Raw genomic sequence first — 23,231 nt, 5'->3', positions numbered from 1 at the left:
GGTGTTAATCCTTCTCTATCTGCGCAGGTTTCAGGGTTCTTAATCCCCAAATCAGCATTCCAATAATAAAGAATGCACTAGGCGCTAAGAGGAATAGACCATTAGGCATATACCAGCCACCATTTTGTAGCGATTCCATCACTGTGATGCCAAATAATTTACCTGAACCAAACAATTCACGTAAGAAACCGACTAAGATCAAAATGACACCATAGCCAAGGCCATTACCAATACCATCCATAAAACTTTCTATTGGTGGCGCTTTCATTGCATAAGCTTCTGCACGCCCCATAACAATACAGTTAGTAATAATAAGACCAACGAAAACAGAAAGTTGCTTGGATATTTCGTAGGCATAAGCTCGTAAAATTTGGTCTACGACAATAACCAAAGATGCAATAATTGCCATTTGAACAATAATACGAACACTGCTCGGAATGTAATTACGGATCAAAGAAATAAAGAAGTTAGAAAAAGCGGTTACTAATGTCACCGCAATCGTCATGACTAAGGCTGTTTCTAATTTTGTGGTGACAGCCAATGCAGAACAGACACCCAAAACTTGCAATGCAATTGGGTTGTTATCAAACAAAGGTCCAAGGAGAACCCTTTTTACTTCTTTTGAATCAGCCATTATTCAGCGCTCCTTCTCGAACTTTTTTCAAGAACGGACCAAAACCGTTATCACCTAGCCAAAAATCAAACATATGCTGAATACCGTTTGATGTTAGTGTTGCTCCTGAAAGACCATCAATACCATATGGGCTATCAGTTGCGCCGCTACGAACTATCTTGATTGCTGGAATACCCTGCTCATTGAAAAGTTTTTTACCTGGCCACTGAGCTTTCCATTGCGCATTATCAACTTCGCCACCCAGCCCCGGAGTTTCGCCATGTGAGTAATACGTGATACCGCGAGAAGTAACACCATCAATATCAACAGCAACAAAAGCATACATCACAGACCACAAACCTGAACCATAAACAGGGAGTATGATTTGGTCGATTTTCCCTTCGCTGTTTTTCACTAAGTAAATTTCAGCGCTATTTGCACGGCGACGAATTTTAGCAATATCTTCTTCCGGTGAAAGGTCAATGCTCGTTTCTTCACTACGTAATTCATCGTTTAAATCGAATCGACTTTTACTATCAGATAATTCATTCGTTTTAAAATTAAGCAATTTAGCTTCTATTCGCTCTTTATAAACTTTTTGAATTTCTTCAGCACTCATTGCAGGTTTGGATAACCCGGCAACACTTAGGATATTACGTTGTGTATCTAATAAAATTTGTTCTTGTTGTTTCGATTTTAAACCTACCGCGGAACCCGCTACGACAATAGAACAAACTAGACATAGAATGAAAACGACAAGAAATGTCCTTCCGACACTATCTTTATTTGTTGTTTTTTCATTAGCCACGCGCTTTTCTCCGCTTAATATTTGCTTGAACGACTAAATAGTCAAACAAAGGCGCAAATAGGTTAGCAAACAGGATCGCTAACATCATTCCTTCAGGATAAGCTGGGTTAGCAACTCGGATCAGAACACACATAACACCAATCAAAATCCCATACGCCCATTTGCCTTTATCAGTAAAAGAGGCTGAAACGGGATCTGTTGCCATAAAGATCATCCCGAAGGCAAAACCGCCAAGAACCATATGCCAGTACCATGGCATAGCAAAGAGAGGGTTTGTCTGTGAGCCGATTATGTTGAAGAGATAAGACATAGCAATCATACCAATCATCACACCAGCAACAATACGCCATGAAGCAATGCGGCAGAAAATAATGAAAGCACCACCAATGAAGATCATTAAGGTAGAAACTTCACCAATTGAACCCGGTATATTACCTAAAAACGCCTGCATCCAAGAAATTGGCTGACCAGTGATTGTATTGACTAGCGCGTGTTCTCCACCTGCTGCCCACTGTGAAAGTGGTGTTGCACCAGAAAAGCCATCTGCTGCCGTCCACACTAAATCACCAGATATTTGTGCGGGATAAGCAAAGAATAAAAATGCGCGCCCAGCAAGTGCTGGATTTAAGAAGTTGCGACCTGTTCCGCCAAAAATTTCTTTTGCAACTACCACACCAAATGAAATACCTAATGCCGCCTGCCAAAGAGGCAGTGTTGGCGGTACAATCAAAGCAAATAAAATGGATGAGACAAAGAAACCTTCATTGATTTCATGACCACGGATCATGGCAAATAAAACTTCCCAGAATCCCCCAACAATAAACACCACTAGGTAGATAGGTAAGAAATACACTGCACCTAGCAGCATTTTACTTCCCCATCCGGCATCAGGTGTCAGTGATGCACCCAAAAACTGTGCTAAGGCGTAATGCCAATCACTTGCCAAAACCTGCTGTAATTCCGCACCACTATATAAATTATAAAGAGCTGGAATAGCTTGGTTACCAACGTTATACATTCCCCAAAACATGGCAGGAAATACCGCTAACCAAACTAAAATCATCATCCGTTTTAAATCAATGGTGTCACGGACATGCGAGCGCCCTTTCGTCACAGTTCCCGGTGTATAAAAAACAGTAACAACAGCTTCATATAAAGGATAAAGCTTTTCTAATTTTCCACCGGGCTCAAAATGGTGTTCATTCTTTTCAAATAACTTTTTCAGACCCATGGAATTACCCTTCCTGCTCAATCTTGGTCAGTACATCACGCAGTACTGGACCATATTCATATTTACCGGGACAGACATAAGTACAGAGTCCTAAATCTTCCTCATCTAATTCCAAGCACCCTAATTCTTGTGATGAGTCAGTATCTCCGGCGAGCAAATCACGCAACAAATGGGTAATCATGATATCAAGAGGCATAATGCGCTCATAGTTACCAATAGGAACCATTGATCGTTCACCACCATTCATTGTCGTCGTGAAATTGAATCGTTTATTTTTCAAGAAATGACCAATTGTCGTGCGGGTAATTGTGAATTTATTTAGCCCCGGCATTATCCAACCGAATAACTCTTTTTCACGCCCTTCACTCAGTACAGAAACTTGGTTATGGAAGCGACCAAGATAATGGTGAGCATCATCACACGTTACGCCCCAGAGCACAGAGCCAGAGATAATTCGGTTTTCCCCCTCTTTTAACTGCCCTTTGGTTAACTCATTAAGGTCAGCGCCAAGACGTGTTTTCACTAAGCGAGGTTTTTCCACTTGAGGACCAGCAAGCGCAATGACGCGGTCGGTATACAGATAACCTGTTGTAAAGAGTTTACCTATCGCTATGACATCTTGATAATTGAGGTGCCATACCTTTTTCTTAATACTGACTGGCTCTAGAAAATGGATATGAGTCCCCACTAATCCAGCAGGATGAGGGCCTGAAAATTCGGTGTAAGTCGCTGAAGTGTTATTCGCAGGTAAGTTCCCAGAATAGCAGACATGAACTTTCCCTTCTGTTAAACGACTGAGAGCGGCAAGACCATCTTCAAAGGCTTTTTCATTCTCTTTAATGATAACTAGAGGATCTGCCGCAAGCGGTTGAGTATCCATTGCTGTGACAAAAATAGCAGCAGGTGAAGAACCTAATTCAGGAGAACGGCTAAATGGGCGAGTTCTCAATGCCGTCCATAAACCTGATTGTACTAAATTTTGTTCGACTTGTTCTCGCGTTAAACTTGCCAGTTCATTGCTGGGATAAGCGGAGAATGTCTCTTGATCATCGCCATTAATTTCAATAACAACTGACTGAAGGACTCGACGCTCACCGCGATTGATTGCAATAATTTTGCCGCAGGCAGGGCTTGTGAATAATACACCTGGGTTCTTTTTATCTTCAAAAAGAGCTTGCCCTTTTTTTACTTGCTCACCTTCTTTAACCAGCATGGAAGGACGCATTCCGACATATTCTTCACCTAGCAAAGCTACGTGTTGAATTTTCGGGCCGTCTTCTATCACTTGAGCTGGCTCACCCGCAATTGGAAGGTTGAGGCCTTTTTTAATTTTAATCATAAGATTTGCACAAGTTTCTCAGTTAACCCTAAATTAACGATCCATTAAAGAACCGATGCGACTAAATAAAATAGTTCGAGTTATATCTATAACTTAACCAAATAATTATCTTAGTATTATGACGTATTTCTCTTATTTTGTAGCTCGTAATTTTACCAGTTCCCTTGAGCAATGTCCGGATATTGAAGTGACTTAGCTCAAGCAAATTACAATAAAATTAACTTCTTTATCACAATAATTCGTTATTACCGAATCATTAGCTCACCTTTATCGATTAACGAGCAATTTTTAAACAAAAAAAATCGTAGATAAATTATGAGTAACCTATATTAAATTTCTCATTGCTCATTTAGAATGCAACCAAATACATCCTTATTAAATATCACTCTTAATTATATTTGGCTTGAGTATGAACAGAACTATTTTTCTTAGTGCCAGTTTCGCCCTGATTTTTTTATCGTCTACTTTTGCTGAAGCAAGTAACTCTTCAATGTTACTTAATAATAAAACTCTCGATTCAAAAGATAGTGCTGTTTTTATTCAGATATTTAAACAAGAAGGTATATTAGAACTTTACCAAAAATCACTGACAGGAAAATATACACTGTCTAAAACGTATCCTATTTGTAAGTTTTCTGGTGGACTTGGCCCTAAAAAACTACAAGGTGATTTAAAGAGTCCAGAAGGTTTTTATCAGATTACAAAATCCCAACTCAATCCAAATAGTCGGTATTACCGATCAATTGATTTAGGTTTTCCTAACGAATACGATAAAGCCCAAGGCTATCACGGCAATTATTTAATGATCCATGGTGATTGCGTTTCGGTTGGCTGTTATGCCATGACAGATAATTATATGAGTGAGATTTATCAAAGAGTTGAAACAGCATTTAGAAATGGGCAAGAAAAGATTGACGTCAATATTTACCCTTTTCGTATGACGGCTGAAAATATGCAACGCCATCATACCTCTGCTCATTATGCATTTTGGCAGCAGTTAAAACCCGCTTATGACTATTTTAATGAGGCTGGTATTCCTGCACAAATATCAGTGACATCAGGAAAATATGCGGTTAATAGCTTGTCTGAATCACCAAACAAGCTATTAAAAATGAAATTACACTATGCGCTGGCCGAGGTGAAATAGAACAAAATCACCGGATTCTATTTTTTGCCAACTTTCGTTGCCCGTTAACGGCTGCGTTGCAATGACAGAAACAATATCTTTTGGCGTGGTGCAGCTTTCAAAATCAATTTCGACATCTTGATCGAGTAATTTTGCTTTACCAAATGGCGATTTTCGGGTGATCCAGTATAGGTTAGTTGAACAAAATGCCATCAAATAACGGCCATCAGAAAGCAGCATATTAAATACGCCTTTTTTACGCAGTTGATTTGCCAGCTCAGCAATAAAGCGAAATACGGATTCCCAATTGCTAGGCCTTCGCGGATATTTTGTCGCTAATTGATGTAAAATCCAGCAGAATGCTTTTTCACTATCCGTTTCACCAATTGGGCGATAATGACCCGTTTTCAGCGAACGATACCCTTTTAACTGACCATTGTGTGCATACGTCCAATTGCGTCCCCACAATTCTCTAATAAATGGGTGGGTATTTGCCAATGTGACATCACCACGATTAGCTTGCCGTATATGCGCAACAACCGTTTCAGATTTTATCGGATATTCCTGAACAAAACGCGCCACAGGAGATAAACAACTTGGTTGAGGATCTTTAAAAGTACGACAACCTAGTCCTTCATAAAACGTAATTCCCCAACCATCTTTATGAGGACCAGTACGCCCTCCACGGGATATCAGTCCACTTAGACTAAAGTTTATATCAGTAGGCACATTTGCACTCATGCCTAATAATTCGCACATTTGAAAACCCTCTTGCGTTAAATGACTATTTAGCCATCTCTTTTTCAATTAACTGGATCAGGATATGGATCACTTTGATGTGAATTTCCTGTATGCGGTCGGCATAACCAAAATGTGGAACACGAATTTCAATATCCGCAGTCCCTGCCATTTTACCACCGTCTTTCCCTGTTAGCGTAATCACTTTCATGCCTTTTTCACGAGCAGCACTAATGGCTTTAATGATGTTACCTGAGTTGCCTGAAGTTGATATGCCAAGAAGTACATCACCTTCACGACCAACACCTTCAATAAAACGGGAAAAAACGAATTCATAACCAAAATCATTACTGACACAAGATAAATGGCTAACATCAGAAATAGCAATTGCCGGATAAGCAGGACGATTATCACGATAACGGCCAGTCAACTCTTCTGCAAAATGCATCGCATCACAGTGAGAGCCACCATTACCACAAGATAACACTTTGCCACCTGCTTTAAAGGAATTTGCAAGTAATACAGCAGCATCCTCAATCGCATTAATATTTTTTTCATCATTTAGGAATTGTGCCAGCGTATCAGCAGCTTCTGATAATTCACCACGGATCAAGTCTTGATACATGAGATTTCCCCTTAAATTTAGCGGATTTTGTATGGAGATAAATCGATAATTAATCTTTACCTCTCAGATTGTTACACAGGGTCAATTTTGTTTCTACTTTTGATTAAACCCGACATTCACTATTTATCTTTATTTGCGTTTAATCTGTTCTAAACGAAATAATTACCTACTTTTATTTGATGATTTTGTGAGCTAAGTTGTAATTAAGATGTAAACAAGTTGCTAATCATTTATTACTCGCTATAGATTATAAGAAACTACAGGTCAGACCTCTTACTAGTGGAAGGAGTTTCCCCTATGACTCTACTTAGCATTGTTTTATTTATCGCGTTAATCGGTATCTTGTGTTATCACAAAACGGCATTAACGCTAAGTACTATCTTGTTATTAGCTTATACCGCCGTGATGGGTATATTAAATCTGTGGAGCTACTGGATGTTATTACCTGTAGCTTTAGTGTTATTTCCATTTGTCTTTACGCCAATTCGCCAATCACTATTCTCTATTCGGGCATTAAAAATGTTCCAAAAGGTAATGCCACCAATGTCACGTACAGAGAAAGAAGCGATTGATGCAGGGACAACATGGTGGGAAGGTGATCTTTTCCGCGGTGCTCCTAATTGGAATAAACTCCATAATTATCCAAAACCGCAATTAACAGCTGAAGAACAAGCCTTTCTTGATGGGCCTGTTGAAACAGTGTGTGGCATGGTTAATGACTTTGAAGTCAGCCATGAATTAGCCGATCTTCCTCCTGAAGTTTGGCAATATCTGCGCGACCATCGCTTCTTCGCGATGATCATCAAAAAAGAGTATGGTGGCCTTGAGTTTTCAGCTTATGCTCAATCACAAGTGCTACAAAAACTTGCCGGTGTTTCCGGGATCCTAGCAATTACAGTAGGTGTTCCAAACTCTTTAGGTCCAGGTGAATTATTGCAACACTATGGTACTGATGAGCAGAAAAAGCGCTATCTACCCGGTTTAGCAACAGGTGATGAGATCCCTTGTTTTGCTTTGACAAGTCCAGAAGCAGGTTCCGATGCAGGTGCGATCCCTGATACAGGCGTAGTTTGTATGGGAGAATGGCAAGGTGAGCAAGTACTTGGCATGCGCTTAAATTGGAATAAACGCTATATTACATTAGCGCCTATTGCCACTGTACTTGGTTTAGCATTTAAATTATCCGACCCAGACCGCTTACTCGGGGGCGAAAAGAATTTAGGCATTACTTGTGCATTGATCCCAACTAACACGCCGGGTGTTGAAATTGGTCATCGCCATTTCCCATTAAATATTCCATTCATGAATGGGCCGACTCGCGGGCAAGATATTTTTGTCCCTATTGATTATATTATCGGTGGGCCGAAAATGGCTGGTCAAGGTTGGCGCATGCTGGTGGAATGTTTATCAGTTGGGCGTGGTATCACCTTACCATCAAACTCAACGGGAAGTTTGAAAAGTATTGCAATGGCTACAGGAGCTTATGCTTATATTCGCCGTCAATTTAAGCTGCCAATTGGTAAAATGGAAGGAATTGAAGAACCTTTAGCACGTATTGCTGGAAATGCTTATTTAATGGATGCAGCCGCAACATTAATTACATCTGGCATCATGCTAGGCGAGAAACCTGCCGTTTTATCCGCTATCGTGAAATATCATTGTACTCACCGCGGGCAACGCTCTGTAATTGATGCAATGGATATCACTGGCGGTAAAGGCATCTGTCTTGGTCCTTCAAACTTTGTTGCACGAACTTATCAAGGTGCACCCATTGCAATCACTGTTGAAGGTGCAAATATTCTTACGCGCAGTATGATCATCTTTGGTCAAGGTGCTATCCGTTGTCATCCTTATGTACTGGAAGAAATGGCAGCAGCGCAAGAAAATAACCTGCATAAATTTGATAAAGCGGTATTTGGTCACATTGGTCATGTTATTAGCAACCAAGTGCGTAGTTTCTGGTTAGGATTAACAAATGGCCGCGGTAGTGATGCGCCAACAAAAGATGAAACTCGTCGCTATTATCAAATGCTAAATCGCCAAAGTGCTAACTTAGCACTATTATCTGATGTTGCTATGGGTGTGCTAGGCGGTAGCTTAAAACGTCGTGAGCGGATCTCCGCGCGTTTAGGTGATATTTTAAGTCATCTTTATTTAGCATCAGCAACACTGAAACGCTATGAAGATGAAGGTCGTCAAAAAGCAGATCTTCCTTTAGTCAAATGGGCAGTAGAAGATTGTCTCTATCAATCTGAAAAAGCAATGGATGATCTACTGAAAAACTTCCCGAATAAAGCGATCGCTAAAATTATGCGTATCACTTTATTCCCTACTGGCCGCACAATGTCAGCACCAACAGATCGCTTAGATCACAAACTGGCGCAGTTGATTATGGAGCCCTCCGAAACCAGAGATAGAATTGGTCGTGGTCAATACTTAACACCGACAGAAAATAATCCTCACGGATTAGTTAATCAGGCTTTGTATGACATCATTGCAGCAGAACCTATTTTCGAGCGTATTTGTCGCTTGAAAGAACGCAAACTCAGCTTTACTCGCTTAGATAAATTGGCTGAAGAGATGCTGCCTGAAAAAATTATTACGCAAGAAGAAGCGGATATTCTGCGTAAAGCTGAAGCCAGTCGCTTACGTACCATAAATGTTGATGAGTTTGAATTTGATGCATTAGGTGTATTAAGCGAAAAAAAGCCATCAGCTGAAAATAAAAATGAACACTCATCTAAGAAAAAACAAGCAGCTTAATCAACTAGTTAGTTATTGATAAGTTGCTCAGCGTGTAAGGCCTGATTTCGATATTCAGTCGGACTCAGGCCTTTTAATTTTATTTTAAGTCATTTGATGTTGTCACATTTGATATATTCACCAATTTTATCAATGAGTTCATCGGCACTTTGAAAATGAGTGCCATGATATTTTTCTGATTTTAACAGGTTAATATTGCTATCTTTGTTGATTCTATTTCATGGACTTTTCTGACCTAAATTCCAATATTTTGTAATCGCTGCCATAGCGTTTTTTCTTGGTAATCCTCTCTAAACAAACCTTTATCAACCAACTTAGGGACCACTTGATCAAAAAAGATATATAAAGATTGTTCAGAACCACATGGCAACGCGATAAATCCATCACATCCTTGTTTTTTTACCCATAACTCAATCTCATCCACTAAATCATCTGCCGTTCCAATAACCCGCCAATGTGATGAGCCATTAACTTCCGGAGAGGATAAAAGCATCTTGATAGAGGGATGGTTCTTGCAAATATAACGTCTTAATAATTTAGCATGTGTTCGGCTGTATGGTGTTTCAATTGGTTCAGGCAGCATTTCCGGTTTAATTATTGTTTCTAGCGGTAGTTGGCTAAGATCCAAATTAATTAATGATTCTATATAACGGAATTTAATTTGCGGATTTGTATTAGCATGAGTTTGTTCAAAAAGTCGGAAGGCTTCTTCGCGGCTATCTGCTAAATAGAAACTCAAACCCGGGAGAACTTTAACTGCATTATGTTTACGGCCGGCTTTAACTGTGCGATGTTGAATATCTTGATAAAATTCAATTGCGCAATCGAGATCTGGCGTTGCCGTAAAAATTCCATCCGCTAAAGTAGCCGCAAAATTACGTCCTGCTGGTGATGCTCCTGCTTGAAAATAAGGAATAGGTTGAGAGTACTCAGGAATATTCAGTGGCCCTTGAACATTAAAATATTCACCTTGAAAGTTAATCTCTTTTAAACCGGATATAATTTGCTGAGTTTCATCATTCACTTGCTTTAATGGATGACTTTTCCATAAAGCCTCAGTTACTGCGGTAAATTCACTCGCAATTTTATAGCGCTCATCCGGATCAGGTAATGTCTGCTGACCAAAGTTTTTTTGTCCCTGTAATGCAGTAACAATGTTCCACCCAACTCTTCCCTGTGTTAACCAATTTAAAGACTGTAATTGCCTAGCTGCAATATAGGGTGGGTAAAATAGGGTCGAAATAGTGGATACAAAACCAATGTAATCTGTTTCATGAGCAATCGCGGCAATCAATAGAGAAGGATCTAACCCACCAAAAGCAGGGACTTGGCTTGCTTTCTCAATGTTCAAAAATAGCGCATCAGGCCTAAATAAAAAATCCAGTTTTGCGGCCTCTGCCCGTTTGGATAACGCAATATAATATCCTGCACTAAAAATGGTCTCTTGCAAGCTAGGCTCTTGCTTTAAGCGGCTACCACTCACCCAAGTGGGTGACAAAGATAAACCAATGCAGAGTGTTTTTTGTGTACTTTCTCTCATTTTGCTGTACTCTCACATGAATACCTATTGTTAATAATATTAATTCTGATTATCATTAACAACAAATATTTGCAGTTTAATAACCACCTGTTTTACTTGGAAAACTGATATGTTAAGAATACTGACCTGCGCCTCAATCCTACTCTTTACCATCAGTTCATTTAGCTTTGCAAGTACTAAAGACGAAGCAAATGTAGATAGCCAATCATGGCCAAGAACCTTTCATAATGCCGATGGTTCAACCGTGGAAATCAAAACCAAACCTAAGCGCATTTTGTCAACCTCAGTCTCAGTTACAGGAACACTACTCGCTATTGATGCGCCCGTTATTGCGAGTTCAACCGCAGCTAATGGTCTGTATTTCGCACAGTGGGATAACATTGCTAAACAAAAAGGTATTGAAAAACTGTGGTCTGTCGGAAGTGTTGATTTAGAAATGGCTTATGCCGTAGCGCCAGATTTAATTGTTGTGTCTATTAACGGCGGGGATACAGTTTACCCTCAAGTCGCTCAATTTCAACAAATTGCACCTACCATTGTTGTGGATTATGGCCAACAAAGCTGGGAAAGTTTAGCTGTACAACTTGGGCAAGCGACAGGACAAGAGAAAACAGCAGCGGAAGTATTACAACGTTTTGAGAAGTTAGTTGAGGAAAGTAAAGCTAAATTGCAGCACCCTAAAGGTGATGTCAATATTGTTTCCTATTTTGGCCCAGGAACCGTTAACCCTGTATCTTTGAAAACGAGCCCTCAAGCCATTTTATTGCAACAACTTGGCTTCACTATTGAAAGCGCCCCCCTTGAATGGCAACCGAAGGATAAACCTGTTTCCGACTTTGTTTGGGCTCAATATGAACATTTAACACAGCTTACAGCCCCCACCACTTTTTTATTACGTGCAACAAATAAAGATGCTGAAAATTTTATGGCCGATCCTATCCTTGCCAATATTAATTCTGTAAAAAATAAGCAAGTTTATGGCTTAGGAGAGAATTCATTTCGTGTCGATTATTATAGCGCTCAAGAAATGATTAATGACCTTGTTGCTCGATTCGCTAAACACGAGTGAGTTCATGTTGTCACCTAAAATTTCCGTTAAATTGATCATCTTAATCTGTTGCTTATTATTGGTTACCTTTTTTGTTATAAGCCTAGGCGTAGGTAGTCGCTCTGTTTCTATACCAACAACTTGGCAAGCTTTTGTTGCCTATGACAGTACCAATAGTGAGCACCTTCTTGTTCGTTACTTACGTTTTCCTCGTACCCTATTAGCTATTGTTATTGGTGTTGCGCTTGGTGCAGCAGGTGCATTAATGCAAGCAATAACTCGTAACCCCCTCGCTGATCCCGGTTTATTAGGCATCAATGCAGGCGCAATGGTTGCCATTGTTCTGGTGATTGCTTGTATGGGAGTGACTGATATCACTGTCTACATGTGGTTTGGCTTATTAGGGGCAGGCTTAGCTGGCCTTTGCGTCTATTTATTAGCCGGTTTACACCGTGGATTAAATCCTATTCGCATGGTGTTGTCTGGTGTTGCACTCTCGATTGTATTATTGGCTATCACCCACATGGTCACGGTGAATAGTGATGAAAAGGTATTTGACCAATTTCGTCATTGGGTTGTCGGATCACTCCAAGGCCGCAGTTTTGATGTGCTATTTCCTATCACCTCACTGGTTCTGATTGGTTGTATTCTTGCTACTTTACTCGCCAGATCATTAGATATCGTTGTCTTAGGTAATGACCTAAGTCATGCACTTGGTGCTAATCAAAGTAAAATCTGGCTACTTGCCGCTACCGCCATTGTATTACTTGCAGGAAGCTCAACCGCCGCAGTTGGGCCAATTAGTTTTCTGGGTCTTACCGCCCCACATTTTGCTCGTTATCTTGTGGGTGCGGGTTATCGCCGCATCCTTCCGATGTCAATGTTGATAGGGGCAACCTTCATGTTAGTTGCAGATTGTATTGGCAGGATCATTGGCACTCCCGGAGAAATCAGTGTTGGTATAATGCTGTCACTGATTGGCGGTCCGTTCTTTATTTACCTAGTTAGGCATTGGCGAGTTATGTCTTTATGAAATGGCAAAAAAGTAACAAAGTTTGGCATTTTTTCCACTACTCTTGGGTAATATCAACCCGTAGTGCAGTTATTTGTAGCATTTTACTACTAATGGTCATTGTCATTTCATTTTTAGCCGTAACCACGGGTAAGTTTTCAATTGATTTCCCCACCTTCATCAATATTCTACGTGGCGGTGAACAAGGTTCAATTCAACAAAAAATCGTGATAGATATACGTTTGCCTCGATTACTTGCAGGTATCGGTGTTGGTGCAGCTTTAGGCGTTGCTGGAGCGATATTTCAGTCGATCTCTCGCAATGTTTTAGGTTCCCCCGATGTCATTGGTTTTACTACAGGTGCCGCGACTGGGGCACTACTACAAATTATCGTATTTAACGGTAGCGTCCCTGCAATTGCCCTTTCAACGATTGTCGGTGGTTTAATGACCGCTCTTGTTGTCTACCTTTTATCCTTAAAACGTGGCGTAATGTCAAGTTATACGCTGATCTTAACGGGTATCGGAGTTGGTGCAATATTACAAGCATTTAACTCGTTATTATTAGTCAAAGGCAATATTGATAATGCAACTATTGCCAACCTTTGGCTGGCGGGATCACTTAATGCACGAACATGGCATCACGTTTATCCCGTATTTATTGGTTTGCTCATTTTACTCCCTTTCATTGCAATACATGCCAGAGCGCTCACTTTAATCGAAATGGGAGATGACATGGCTCAACAACTTGGCGTAAATGTCGCAAAAACACGATGGATGATGATTTTCAGTGCTGTACTACTCTCTTCATTAGCAACAGCATGTGCAGGTCCAATCGCCTTTGTTGCTCTTGCAGCACCTCAACTGGTTATCCGATTATCCAGTACAAATAAATTACCCATCATTGGTTCTGCATTAATGGGAGCACTATTATTAATTTGTGCCGACCTCCTATCACAACAGCTTCCTTTCAGCTTAACGCTGCCAGTCGGCTTGATGACGGGGATCATTGGCGGGCTATATTTACTCTGGTTATTAACACGTAACTCACGAATTTAAATATTAATAATAATTATTATATTTATTGAATGATAATCATTATATAATTAAAAGAATAACAATAAGCTATATAGTTTTATATCTTAATTTTAATTGCACAGTTAGGAATGGTAACTGGTGATTTATTTAACTGGAAAATAGTGGGTACATCTCATCAATCGTCTTATGGCATGCGATAGCATGAAGGAAAAGATTAATGTCAGGTGCTCCAATTCTCTACACAAAAAGAAAAACAATTAACATAATGCTCCATGTTGCTTTATTCAGCACATTTTGGGCTATATCACCAACCAGTTTTGCAGCAGAAACGACTCAAGAATTAGATACATCAGCACAAGAAAATAAAAAACGCGATAACCATAGCGATGTCTTAATCGTGACAGGGGAAAAGCTGAATAAATCAATCTATGACACAGGCTCCAGTGTTGTGGTGTACGATTATAAGCAAATTGAAGATATCCCCAATCCTGATGTCAACACATTATTACAAATGACACCTAATATCGTCGATACTGGGAACAGCAACGCTCTCCCCGCTATTCGTGGTGTAGATGGCTCTGGACCTGCCCAAGGTGCTATTGCTTTTCTAGCAGGAACGCGCCCTCGAGTTAACTTTTCAGTTGATGGCCGTTCATTTACCTATAACGAATTTGGTTATGGTGCTCAGTCACTATGGGACGTTGATACCGTTGAAATATTCCGTGATCCGCAAAGTTATGTTCAAGGTCGTAATGCGATTGCAGGTGCTATTTTAGTCAAAACTCTAGACCCTACATTTTATTGGGAAGGTGCAGTAAAAGGTGGTTTAGGGCAGCAAGGATTCCAACAAACGGCAGCCATGGTTTCTGGGCCATTAATTGAAGATAAGCTCGCCTTTCGTTTCACGGTTGAAAAACAAGAACGAGAAAGCTTTACTAAAATGGATAGCTATTCTCCTGTTGGCAACCCGCGCGATATTGAATCAACAACTGTTCGTGGAAAACTCTTATACGAACCGCTCGATATGCCTGAATTTAAAAGTAAATTAACATTTACTCATATGGATAGCCAATCGCCACAAAACGAAGCTAAAATGGCGAAAAACTTAGCTCCAGACGCAGCTTCTCGTTTCCGTCCCGTCGTTGAACGAAAAACCACCAGCGGTATTTGGAACACATCTTGGGAAGCTAATGAGAATTTAACTTGGGAAAATACCTTAATCTATACAGACTTTACAACACATCGCCGTACTAAAGCACCAACACCTCGTGCTGATATTGATGCAAAAGAATTTGAATTAGAGCCTATGTTACGTTTTAAAACAGATAGCGACATTTTGAACGGGATTGTCGGTATTCGTTATTTCCATAGTAAACAAAATGAATTTGTTGATCTTTTTGGTGGAAGTTACTATGACGATAAAACAGAAACTTCATCAGCCTATGGTTCATTAACTTATACCGTTGTTCCTGAAGTGGATATCACTTTATCTGGGCGTTTTGAACGAGAACAACACACCCGTAAAGGCGGCAGCCCTGCGGTGATGATTGATTTTGATGAAACTTATAATACCTTCTTACCTAAAGCTGATTTTGCTTGGAAGCCAATAAAAAACCAAACTGTTGGTTTTGCTGTTGGTCGAGGTTATAACGGTGGGGGCGCAGGTGTTACTATCGGCAAACCTATCGTAACTTACACTTATTCCCCTGAATATGTATGGAATTACAGCTTATATGGTCGAAATAGTTTGCTAGATAATAAACTTTCAATAATGACCAACCTTTTCTATAACGATTACAAAGATATGCAGCTGCCTTTCTATTTAGGGCCTGATTCCACAACTATCCGTAATGCCAAGAAAGTCGAAACCTATGGTGCTGAATTCAATGTTGCTTATCAACCCATTGAATCATTAGAATTAAATACTGGAGTTGGTTTGTTACGAACCAAAATTAAAGACTTTGGTGATAGTGGCATAGAAGGTAAAGAATTAGCCCGTGCACCAAACTATACCACAAATGTAGGCGCTAAATATCAATTAACATCATCCGTTGATATCAGTGGAAATGTGCAATTCTCTGGTGATTATTTCTCTCAAGCAAATAATAACGAAAACTCAAAAATAGATTCATTTTGGGTCGCTAATTTGCAACTAGGTTATGACTTCAAATGGGGACGAGCAACCGTATTTGCACAAAACCTATTTGACTCAGATAAACGCATTTTGATCCCCGATAACAACATCGAAACTGCAATTTATCAACGTCCTAGAATGTTAGGCGCAACAATGGAGCTGCGTTTCTAATACTATTTTTATCCTACGCGGAGGTGTGTATGTGGTCACTCCTCCGCTCATTTAATCTCATAATTAAAATATAATTTGCATGAATAATAATCGATTAGAAATCCATTCATTAACGCTGGGTTACCAAGAAAATATCATCTGCCATGATATTTCGTTAGCGATCCCAAATAATCAATTTACCGTGATCATTGGTCCTAATGGATGCGGTAAATCCACGTTGTTACGTAGCCTATGTCGTTTATTAAAACCCTTATCTGGTCATGTTTCGCTAGATAATGAGCCTTTATCTCGCTATTCATCGAAAAATCTTGCTCGCCAAATCGCTTTGTTACCACAAACAATGCAAGCACCATCAGGTATTACTGTAATGGATTTAGTGGCAAGAGGGCGATTTCCTCACCAAAGTTTAATGCATCAGTGGAGTCAGGAAGACAAACAAGCTGTTACAGAATCAATGCAATTAACAGGCGTCATGGAGTTTGCAGATAAACAAATTGAGTCATTGTCTGGAGGACAACGGCAACGTGCATGGGTAGCGATGATCTTAGCACAACAAACTGAAATTATTTTACTCGATGAACCAACGACTTATCTCGATATTGCTTATCAAATTGAGCTATTAAATATCTTTCAGCGCTTAAATCAACAGCAAGGAAGAACCATTGTTACTGTATTGCACGATCTAAACCAAGCTTGTCGCTATGCCGATAACCTAATCGTCATGGCCAAAGGAATGATTGTCGCTCAAGGTAAACCTGAAAATATCATCAGCGAAAAATTAGTTAAGCAAGTATTTGATTTAGATTGTTTAATTATACCCGATCCAGTCGTTGGTACGCCGATGGTCATTCCTTGTTAACTTACATTCACAACCCTGAGCTCATAATCACCCGCTTAGCAGCCTATTTTTCATGTTTTTAGAACATTTGCGATGCTTTTTACTTGCTACATATTGATTAACAATAATAATTTTGAGATCGCGATAGTGCTTTGATAGAAAAACCCCCATTGGCTATCTAACCATTGGGGGTTACTTCACAATAAAGGTTTTTTAATTTATTTGATTCTATTTCTAGTAATTATAGCTCTAATGCTAATAATTCTTGAATGGTTTGGCGGCGACGGATCAATTGAGGCTTACCATCCACCAGTAAGACTTCAGGTAATAAAGGACGGCTATTATAAGTTGATGACATTGATGCACCATAAGCGCCAGTATCATGAAAAACTAAGTAATCACCGACTTTCACATCAGGCAATAAACGTGTTTCAACCATGCCGCCTTCTTGCTGAGTAAAAACATCACCCGATTCACATAAAGGGCCCGCAATAATGCTCTCTTTTTGCTCAGCATGTTCTAATGAACGCCCATCAGCAGGTAAAACAGAAATATGGTGATAACTGCCATACATTGCAGGACGCATCAAGTCATTAAAGCCACTATCCACCAATACATAATGGCGGCTTCCCATATCTTTTACTGCTCTCACTTCAGCTAATAAAACCCCAGATTCTGCCGCTAAATAGCGACCAGGTTCAATTTCAAGCGCAAGTGAATGGCCTAAATGTTGCTCAATTCGTGTGCGCGCATTATTCCATAAGCTGTAATAATGCTGAATATCAATAATTTCATCTTGGTCACGATAAGGCGTAGATAATCCACCACCAGCAGAAATAGCATGAATATCGGCACCTGAAGTAATAACTTGGTTAACCATTGCATCACATACATTGGCTAAATGCTGGTAATCGACACCCGAACCAATATGCATATGTAAGCCAACTAATGATAAATTGTAGCGACGTATTTGCTCCAATGCCGCTGGCAAATCTGCATACCAAATACCATGCTTACTGTTTTCTCCGCCAGTATTGGTTTTTTGGGAATGTCCATGACCAAAACCTGGGTTGATGCGTAACCAAATAGGATGACCTGCTTTTTGTTCACCTATTTGGCTTAACATATCAATAGAACCTGCATTGACAGGAATATCTAGTTCAATCACACGAGCAAGTGTTGCTCTATCTAGCACATCAGCAGTAAAAACAATTTCAGATTTTTCGCGACCGGGCTGAAAACCCGCAACTAAAGCGCGTTCAATCTCGCCTAAAGAAACAGAATCAACCTTTACGCCCTGCTCACGCATCAAGCGCAAAATGTGGATATTAGAACACGCTTTTTGCGCAAAGCGGACAGTATCAAATAGTTGTAATTGCTTGATACGATCAATAATAACAGCGCTATCATAAACCCAAAGTGGAGTGCCATATTCGGCAGGTAATGAACGTAAATATTCAGGTGTTAAATATTGGCTTGTTGTGGTGGCAAATGAAGTCATGCTTTTCTCGTCAGTCTATTTTTATTTTGTATTACTCCATTATTCAGAGAAAAAGCGGGAAAAAAATATCTATTTTGCTAAAGTCTATTCATTATTGATATAGAAGAAGCAGAAGGATAAGTAACAGTGCAATCACTCTCTTGGCGACATATCGAAATTTTTCGCGCCGTTATGACTACACCAAACTTAACAGAGGCAGCCATTGTTCTGAATACTTCTCAGCCAACCATCAGCCGAGAATTAGCAAGGCTTGAACATTTATTACAATTTAAGCTTTTTGATCGCATCAAAGGGCGGTTAAAACCTACAGCGCAAGGGCTACGTTTTTTTGAAGAAGTTGAACGCTCTTATTATGGATTAGATAGAATAAAAAATAGTGCGCAAACTATTCGCCACTTTGATAATGCACAAATCTCAATTATCTGCTTACCTGCTTTTGCTCAATCACTCCTTCCACAAATCTGCCAATTATTTATGAAGGATTACCCTGAAGTAAATTTAACCGTGATACCGCAAGAATCCCCCGTACTTGAAGAGTGGTTATCAGCACAGCGCTATGATGTTGGTTTAACTGAACATTTACAAACACCCGCTGGAACGGAACAAATAACATTAGGTTCACTCAATGAAGTTTGTGTCCTGCCTAAAGGGCATCCACTTGAAAAAAAGCCTATTTTGTCTCCTATTGATTTTCAAAATCAACGCTTTATCAGCCTATCTTTGACTGATAATTACCGTCAAATGATTGATACTATTTTTTCTCAACATCGAATAAACCGTAAAATGGTTATGGAAACCCATTCGGCATCTTCTATTTGCGCCATGGCTTTAAAAGGTATTGGTATTTCCATTGTTAATCCCATTACTGCACAGGACTTCCATAATCAATCAAATGGTAAGCTAGTCATTCGACCATTAAGCTTTTCAATCCCATTTACTGTAAGCTTAATTAAGCCCATTCATCGTCCGTCATCACAATTATCAGAGATATTTATTCAGTATTTACAACAATCATTTAAACGGATAGAACACAATTTAACGTCTGCCCTGCTCCATCAATGATAACCAATAAGGTGACGTTTTAAACCAATGACCAAGAAAATCGAGCACAGCTCTTAATGTGGTTGGCATATTTTGTCGACTGGTATAAACAGCATAAATACCAAGAGGTTGTAAGGTATAATCTGGCAATAATTGAATTAACTCACCTGATTCAAGATACTGTTTTACTGATAAATAAGGTTGCATAGCAATGCCCGCCCCTTTCAAAGTGGCTTGTGCTAAAAAGACAGATTCATTTGCACTTAATCGCCCACCGACTAATACAGAAGAAAGTTTTCCCTCTTTTTCAAAATTCCACAAGCTACGCCCAAAAAAATTATAGGTTAAACACTCTAAGGGAATTAAATCTTCTGGCTTTTGTGGCATTTTTTTATCTTTAAAAAATGCAGGAGCAGCACAAATAACGGAATGGCAGGTTGAAAGCGGTTTAGCAATTAAACTTGGATCTAACTGATTAGTGATCCTTATTGCAAGATCAATGCGATCTTCTACTAAGTTTATCGCCTTATTCGTGATATTGAGGTCAATCGCCATATTAGGATACTGATTTAAAAATTCGGTAATCGCCTCTGAAAGAACTTGGCTTGCAAGGGATTGGGCGCAGCTAATTCTCACTAATCCCGTTAATTCATTTGCATCATATTTTTGTTGAACAGGCAATGTTAAAGATAGTGCATTAAGTTGCAATGCTTGCTGGTAAACACCTTCACCAGCAGAGGTAAGACTTAAACGGCGGGTTGTTCTATTTAATAAGCGAACACCAGCCCACTGCTCCATCTCAGATAAATAACGCGTCACCATTGCTCGTGACATATCAAGTTTATCTGCCGCTGCACTCATACTGCCATGTTCGACTATACTAATAAAAACTTGAACTGCGGTTAGTCTATCCATCTATTTCACCGATTTATGCAACAAAGATTTGCTTATTATGGTGTTTTTCTTTTCATTATTGCAACTTAATATACATTCCATAGCAAAACATGCATACCAACTATCGTTTATAGGAATAAATTATGAAATTACATACAGTCGCTGCTACAACTTTACTAATGATGAGCACCACTTTTGCCTATTCTGCAAACCTTAAATTAGATGTTTATAATCCGGGTAATAACAGTGTATTCCCTGTTTCTTCCGAAATTATCAGTGGTGATAATGAAGTGGTTCTCATTGATGCGCAATTCCAAAAAAATGATGCTCAAGCACTTGTTAATAAAATAAAAGCATTAAATAAAAAACTAACCACTATCTATATTAGCCATTCAGATCCAGATTTCTATTTTGGTCTTGATACGATTACTCAAGCTTTTCCCGAAGCAAAAGTTGTCGCAACCCAAGCAACCGTTGATGCGATCAAAGCCTCCAAAGACGGTAAATTGGCCTACTGGGGTGAAATTCTTAAAAATGAAGCTCCGTCAGCTTTAGTTGTTCCAGATGTTATTCAAGGTGATAGCTTTACTGTTGATGGTGAAACTTTATACATTAAAGGTACTGATGGCCCAGCGCCTGACCGCACTTATGTTTGGGTTCCAGCACTAAAAGCAGTTGTCGGTGGTGTTCTAGTTTCAGATAACATTCATGTTTGGATTGCTGATACTCAAACCAAAGAATCACGCCAACATTGGCAACAATCACTTGAAAGTATTCAAGCATTAAAACCAACCACTGTTGTACCGGGACATTTTGTTGGTGAAGCCAAAATGGGTTTAGGTGCCGTGACCTTTACGCAAAATTATTTAACTACATTTGAAAAAATGGCAGATAAAAGCAAAGACGCCAACGCACTGATTAGCAATATGGCAGAGGCATATCCTAACCTTGAGGACAAATCTAGCTTAGAACTTAGCGCCAAAGTTATCAAAGGTGAGATGAAGTGGCCTCAATAGAATCAAAAGAATAAATAATATTGTCGTAGCTTAGGAAATGAACTGAATAAGCTACGACATTATAAGAAGTTAAAGGTAAAAAAATGAGTAAAACTACATTACATTATATTTATGATCCACTTTGTGGCTGGTGCTATGCAGCATCTCCACTCATTGAAATTGCTGATGCTCATCCAAATATTGAGCTAGTACTTCATGGTGGCGGTATGCTCGCTGGAGAGTCTCGCCTACACATGAATGCACAATTTCGTGAGCACATAAAACAATCAGATAAACGCATTACGGCAATGACTGGCCAAGTTTTTGGTGATGATTACCTGAAAATGTTAGAAGAACCGGATCTGGTGCTTGATTCTGCTCCACCTTTACAAGCTATTCTGGCCGCTGAGAAAGAGCAAAAAGCATTAACGATGTTAAGAACACTTCAACATGCTCATTATGTTTTAGGTTTACATGTCAACGACCCGCTAGTATTAGCTCAATTAGCGCAAGATATCGGCTTAGATGAAATGCAATACCAGAAAAATTATGCCCATTTTCAAGGTGCTGCTCTAGATGAGCATATTGGTTATAGCCGCCAACTTCTGACTCAATCAGGTGCTTCCGGCTTCCCGACATTACTCGTCGAGCAACCGGATCACTGGTCACGTATTCCATTACAGAATTATTTAGGGGATAGTGAAAAGTGGCACCGTTTTTTAGAGACTTTAATTGCCAAAAATAATTAAATTTATCTCACTAATACAACGCTATTTTGTTATAGAAAAATAAATTTATAAATTAATGGCGCAAACAACCAATACGCTGAACTCACAATAATCGCAGGGCCAAACGGGATATAATCTATTGTTTTCTTTCGTGAAATCAAGTAAGCAATAGCATAATGTATCCCGCCTAAGCTCGCTGCTACCGCTAAAAATAGCGGCAATTTAATCAAGCCAAGCCAAGCAGAACAGGCCGCAATTAATTTAAAATCCCCTCTTCCCATCTGCGGACGTTGGCGAACCTGCTCAGTTATTGTCGTTATAACCATAATAAAAAGATAACTAATAACCACAGCATAAATGGCTGAAACGACATTTCCTTCTGATGAACACGTTTGATAAATCAATCCACACCATAATAATGGATAAGTTAAAACATCCGGTAAATAACCAATTTTGATATCAATAATAAATAAAGAAACAATACAGTTGATAAATACCATTAAAAATAGGATGTTTATCAACTGTAATTTTAGAATAAGAAAAACAAATACAACTAATAAATATAATAATAAAAACCATTTATATTTAATATAAAAACCCTTTTTATCAAAATACTTTTCAGGAATATATCTCAATATATTTTGATTTATTTTTGCTATAAATATCGCCAAAATAAAAATGAGTGATATCTCATATACACATCTATGTGTAATAAAATCAAACACTCCCAATTTATTTATGCGATTTAAAAAACAGCACTCTTGGTTAGGCTCTTGTGCAGAGCAAATTAGTGACATCATCTTTTCAAAAAAATCAAATGGAAAGTAAAATAAATCAATCATTATTTCATTTATTAATAATTCAATTGTATTCATTACTCATTCTCCGTATTCCATTATGGATATGAGCTGTTAATATACTGTGACTTTGTTTATTTCCCAATATTAATATCATGATATAATGCAGTTTATTTTTATTATTATTTATAATGTTGAACTTTGATATTTCATTTATTCTGAAAATGTTTTTCTCATAATACTACAAATTTT

21 protein-coding genes are annotated in these 23,231 nt (G+C 39.1%); 10 read left to right on the top strand and 11 right to left on the bottom strand.

Annotated elements, in window-relative coordinates; translation table 11 throughout:
• Positions 1-4: 4 nt before the first annotated feature.
• From OO7_RS05405 to OO7_RS05390, 4 genes are read right to left on the bottom strand one after another with little or no spacing between them, the layout of a single operon-like run.
• The gene (locus tag OO7_RS05405) at positions 5-634 is read right to left on the bottom strand and encodes an NADH:ubiquinone reductase (Na(+)-transporting) subunit D (RefSeq protein WP_008914958.1); all 630 of its coding nucleotides are present in this window, start codon (positions 632-634) and stop codon (positions 5-7) included.
• Positions 627-1,421 carry a Na(+)-translocating NADH-quinone reductase subunit C gene (locus OO7_RS05400; protein ID WP_008914957.1) on the bottom strand — a complete coding sequence of 265 codons (795 nt, stop codon included), beginning with the start codon at positions 1,419-1,421 and terminating at the stop codon, positions 627-629. The genes OO7_RS05405 and OO7_RS05400 overlap by 8 nt, the downstream gene beginning before the upstream one ends.
• On the bottom strand, positions 1,414-2,652 hold the full coding sequence (locus OO7_RS05395) for an NADH:ubiquinone reductase (Na(+)-transporting) subunit B (RefSeq protein WP_008914956.1): 1,239 nt from the start codon (positions 2,650-2,652) through the stop codon (positions 1,414-1,416). The genes OO7_RS05400 and OO7_RS05395 overlap by 8 nt, the downstream gene beginning before the upstream one ends.
• A gap of 4 nt (positions 2,653-2,656) precedes the next feature.
• Positions 2,657-3,991 (bottom strand): Na(+)-translocating NADH-quinone reductase subunit A, encoded by a 1,335-nt coding sequence (locus OO7_RS05390; protein WP_008914955.1) that lies wholly within the window; start codon positions 3,989-3,991, stop codon positions 2,657-2,659.
• Between the two features lie 409 nt (positions 3,992-4,400).
• Between OO7_RS05390 and OO7_RS05385 the strand changes: the two genes are divergently transcribed.
• Positions 4,401-5,138, top strand: coding sequence for a L,D-transpeptidase family protein (locus tag OO7_RS05385; RefSeq protein ID WP_043892655.1), 738 nt, complete (start codon positions 4,401-4,403; stop codon positions 5,136-5,138).
• On the opposite strand, the gene OO7_RS05380 is transcribed toward OO7_RS05385, so the two are convergent.
• Entirely contained in the window at positions 5,109-5,876 is a 768-nt protein-coding gene (locus OO7_RS05380; RefSeq protein ID WP_008914953.1) for a class II glutamine amidotransferase, read from the bottom strand. The genes OO7_RS05385 and OO7_RS05380 overlap by 30 nt on opposite strands.
• Positions 5,877-5,901: 25 nt before the next feature.
• On the bottom strand, positions 5,902-6,480 hold the full coding sequence (lpcA, locus tag OO7_RS05375; protein ID WP_008914952.1) for a D-sedoheptulose 7-phosphate isomerase: 579 nt from the start codon (positions 6,478-6,480) through the stop codon (positions 5,902-5,904).
• Positions 6,481-6,777: 297 nt separating this feature from the next.
• Between lpcA and fadE the strand changes: the two genes are divergently transcribed.
• Positions 6,778-9,243, top strand: a complete 2,466-nt coding sequence (fadE, locus tag OO7_RS05370) for an acyl-CoA dehydrogenase FadE (RefSeq protein WP_008914951.1) — start codon at positions 6,778-6,780, stop codon at positions 9,241-9,243.
• 89 nt (positions 9,244-9,332) lie between these two features.
• Here fadE and OO7_RS17610 read toward each other — a convergent pair whose 3' ends face one another.
• Together OO7_RS17610 and OO7_RS05365 are read right to left on the bottom strand one after the other, a co-directional pair.
• Positions 9,333-9,431: an IS3 family transposase gene (locus OO7_RS17610; RefSeq protein ID WP_419177242.1), complete on the bottom strand. Its 99-nt coding sequence runs from the start codon at positions 9,429-9,431 to the stop codon at positions 9,333-9,335.
• Between the two features lie 47 nt (positions 9,432-9,478).
• Positions 9,479-10,783 carry an NtaA/DmoA family FMN-dependent monooxygenase gene (locus tag OO7_RS05365; protein ID WP_008914950.1) on the bottom strand — a complete coding sequence of 435 codons (1,305 nt, stop codon included), beginning with the start codon at positions 10,781-10,783 and terminating at the stop codon, positions 9,479-9,481.
• 109 nt (positions 10,784-10,892) lie between these two features.
• Here OO7_RS05365 and fepB point away from each other — a divergent pair, with 109 nt between their 5' ends.
• The 5 genes from fepB to OO7_RS05340 all read left to right on the top strand — a co-directional run bounded on the left by fepB (position 10,893) and on the right by OO7_RS05340 (position 17,044).
• Positions 10,893-11,852 carry a Fe2+-enterobactin ABC transporter substrate-binding protein gene (gene fepB, locus OO7_RS05360; RefSeq protein WP_008914949.1) on the top strand — a complete coding sequence of 320 codons (960 nt, stop codon included), beginning with the start codon at positions 10,893-10,895 and terminating at the stop codon, positions 11,850-11,852.
• On the top strand, positions 11,818-12,864 hold the full coding sequence (locus OO7_RS05355) for an iron chelate uptake ABC transporter family permease subunit (protein WP_201764238.1): 1,047 nt from the start codon (positions 11,818-11,820) through the stop codon (positions 12,862-12,864). Before fepB ends, OO7_RS05355 begins: the two co-directional genes overlap by 35 nt.
• Entirely contained in the window at positions 12,861-13,901 is a 1,041-nt protein-coding gene (locus OO7_RS05350; protein ID WP_008914947.1) for a FecCD family ABC transporter permease, read from the top strand. Before OO7_RS05355 ends, OO7_RS05350 begins: the two co-directional genes overlap by 4 nt.
• 196 nt (positions 13,902-14,097) lie before the next feature.
• A complete protein-coding gene (locus OO7_RS05345) occupies positions 14,098-16,185 on the top strand; it encodes a TonB-dependent receptor (RefSeq protein ID WP_008914946.1) in 2,088 nt (695 codons plus the stop codon).
• A gap of 79 nt (positions 16,186-16,264) precedes the next feature.
• Entirely contained in the window at positions 16,265-17,044 is a 780-nt protein-coding gene (locus OO7_RS05340) for an ABC transporter ATP-binding protein (protein ID WP_008914945.1), read from the top strand.
• 220 nt (positions 17,045-17,264) lie between these two features.
• Here OO7_RS05340 and lysA read toward each other — a convergent pair whose 3' ends face one another.
• Positions 17,265-18,524: a diaminopimelate decarboxylase gene (gene lysA / locus OO7_RS05335; protein ID WP_008914944.1), complete on the bottom strand. Its 1,260-nt coding sequence runs from the start codon at positions 18,522-18,524 to the stop codon at positions 17,265-17,267.
• A 126-nt stretch (positions 18,525-18,650) separates the two neighbouring features.
• On the opposite strand from lysA, the gene OO7_RS05330 reads away from it, so the two are divergent.
• Positions 18,651-19,586, top strand: coding sequence for a LysR family transcriptional regulator (locus OO7_RS05330; RefSeq protein WP_008914943.1), 936 nt, complete (start codon positions 18,651-18,653; stop codon positions 19,584-19,586).
• Here the strand turns inward: OO7_RS05330 and OO7_RS05325 are convergent.
• Positions 19,560-20,480 (bottom strand): LysR family transcriptional regulator, encoded by a 921-nt coding sequence (locus tag OO7_RS05325; protein WP_008914942.1) that lies wholly within the window; start codon positions 20,478-20,480, stop codon positions 19,560-19,562. The genes OO7_RS05330 and OO7_RS05325 overlap by 27 nt on opposite strands.
• Before the next feature lie 122 nt (positions 20,481-20,602).
• Here OO7_RS05325 and OO7_RS05320 point away from each other — a divergent pair, with 122 nt between their 5' ends.
• Positions 20,603-21,475, top strand: coding sequence for an MBL fold metallo-hydrolase (locus OO7_RS05320; RefSeq protein WP_008914941.1), 873 nt, complete (start codon positions 20,603-20,605; stop codon positions 21,473-21,475).
• Positions 21,476-21,558: 83 nt separating this feature from the next.
• On the top strand, positions 21,559-22,203 hold the full coding sequence (locus OO7_RS05315; RefSeq protein ID WP_008914940.1) for a DsbA family protein: 645 nt from the start codon (positions 21,559-21,561) through the stop codon (positions 22,201-22,203).
• Between the two features lie 29 nt (positions 22,204-22,232).
• Here the strand turns inward: OO7_RS05315 and OO7_RS05310 are convergent, their stop codons facing one another.
• Positions 22,233-23,057: a prepilin peptidase gene (locus OO7_RS05310; protein WP_008914939.1), complete on the bottom strand. Its 825-nt coding sequence runs from the start codon at positions 23,055-23,057 to the stop codon at positions 22,233-22,235.
• Between the last annotated feature and the right edge of the window lie 174 nt (positions 23,058-23,231).

Origin of the sequence: Providencia sneebia DSM 19967 (assembly GCF_000314895.2) — a bacterium.
Classification (GTDB): Bacteria; Pseudomonadota; Gammaproteobacteria; order Enterobacterales; family Enterobacteriaceae; genus Providencia; species Providencia sneebia.
Note: the sequence above shows the minus strand (reverse complement) of the source record. Positions and strands in the feature narration are given on the sequence as shown.

Bases quoted from the DNA above. Each gene is read 5' to 3' on its own strand.
- OO7_RS05405 (WP_008914958.1), bottom strand. From the start codon at position 634: ATGGCTGATTCAAAAGAAGTAAAAAGGGTTCTCCTTGGACCTTTGTTT.
- OO7_RS05395 (WP_008914956.1), bottom strand. From the start codon at position 2,652: ATGGGTCTGAAAAAGTTATTTGAAAAGAATGAACACCATTTTGAGCCC.
- OO7_RS05390 (WP_008914955.1), bottom strand. From the start codon at position 3,991: ATGATTAAAATTAAAAAAGGCCTCAACCTTCCAATTGCGGGTGAGCCA.
- OO7_RS05385 (WP_043892655.1), top strand. From the start codon at position 4,401: ATGAACAGAACTATTTTTCTTAGTGCCAGTTTCGCCCTGATTTTTTTA.
- OO7_RS05380 (WP_008914953.1), bottom strand. From the start codon at position 5,876: ATGTGCGAATTATTAGGCATGAGTGCAAATGTGCCTACTGATATAAAC.
- lpcA (WP_008914952.1), bottom strand. From the start codon at position 6,480: ATGTATCAAGACTTGATCCGTGGTGAATTATCAGAAGCTGCTGATACG.
- fadE (WP_008914951.1), top strand. From the start codon at position 6,778: ATGACTCTACTTAGCATTGTTTTATTTATCGCGTTAATCGGTATCTTG.
- OO7_RS05365 (WP_008914950.1), bottom strand. From the start codon at position 10,783: ATGAGAGAAAGTACACAAAAAACACTCTGCATTGGTTTATCTTTGTCA.
- fepB (WP_008914949.1), top strand. From the start codon at position 10,893: ATGTTAAGAATACTGACCTGCGCCTCAATCCTACTCTTTACCATCAGT.
- OO7_RS05355 (WP_201764238.1), top strand. From the start codon at position 11,818: ATGACCTTGTTGCTCGATTCGCTAAACACGAGTGAGTTCATGTTGTCA.
- OO7_RS05350 (WP_008914947.1), top strand. From the start codon at position 12,861: ATGAAATGGCAAAAAAGTAACAAAGTTTGGCATTTTTTCCACTACTCT.
- OO7_RS05345 (WP_008914946.1), top strand. From the start codon at position 14,098: ATGTCAGGTGCTCCAATTCTCTACACAAAAAGAAAAACAATTAACATA.
- OO7_RS05340 (WP_008914945.1), top strand. From the start codon at position 16,265: ATGAATAATAATCGATTAGAAATCCATTCATTAACGCTGGGTTACCAA.
- lysA (WP_008914944.1), bottom strand. From the start codon at position 18,524: ATGACTTCATTTGCCACCACAACAAGCCAATATTTAACACCTGAATAT.
- OO7_RS05325 (WP_008914942.1), bottom strand. From the start codon at position 20,480: ATGGATAGACTAACCGCAGTTCAAGTTTTTATTAGTATAGTCGAACAT.
- OO7_RS05320 (WP_008914941.1), top strand. From the start codon at position 20,603: ATGAAATTACATACAGTCGCTGCTACAACTTTACTAATGATGAGCACC.
- OO7_RS05315 (WP_008914940.1), top strand. From the start codon at position 21,559: ATGAGTAAAACTACATTACATTATATTTATGATCCACTTTGTGGCTGG.
- OO7_RS05310 (WP_008914939.1), bottom strand. From the start codon at position 23,057: ATGAATACAATTGAATTATTAATAAATGAAATAATGATTGATTTATTT.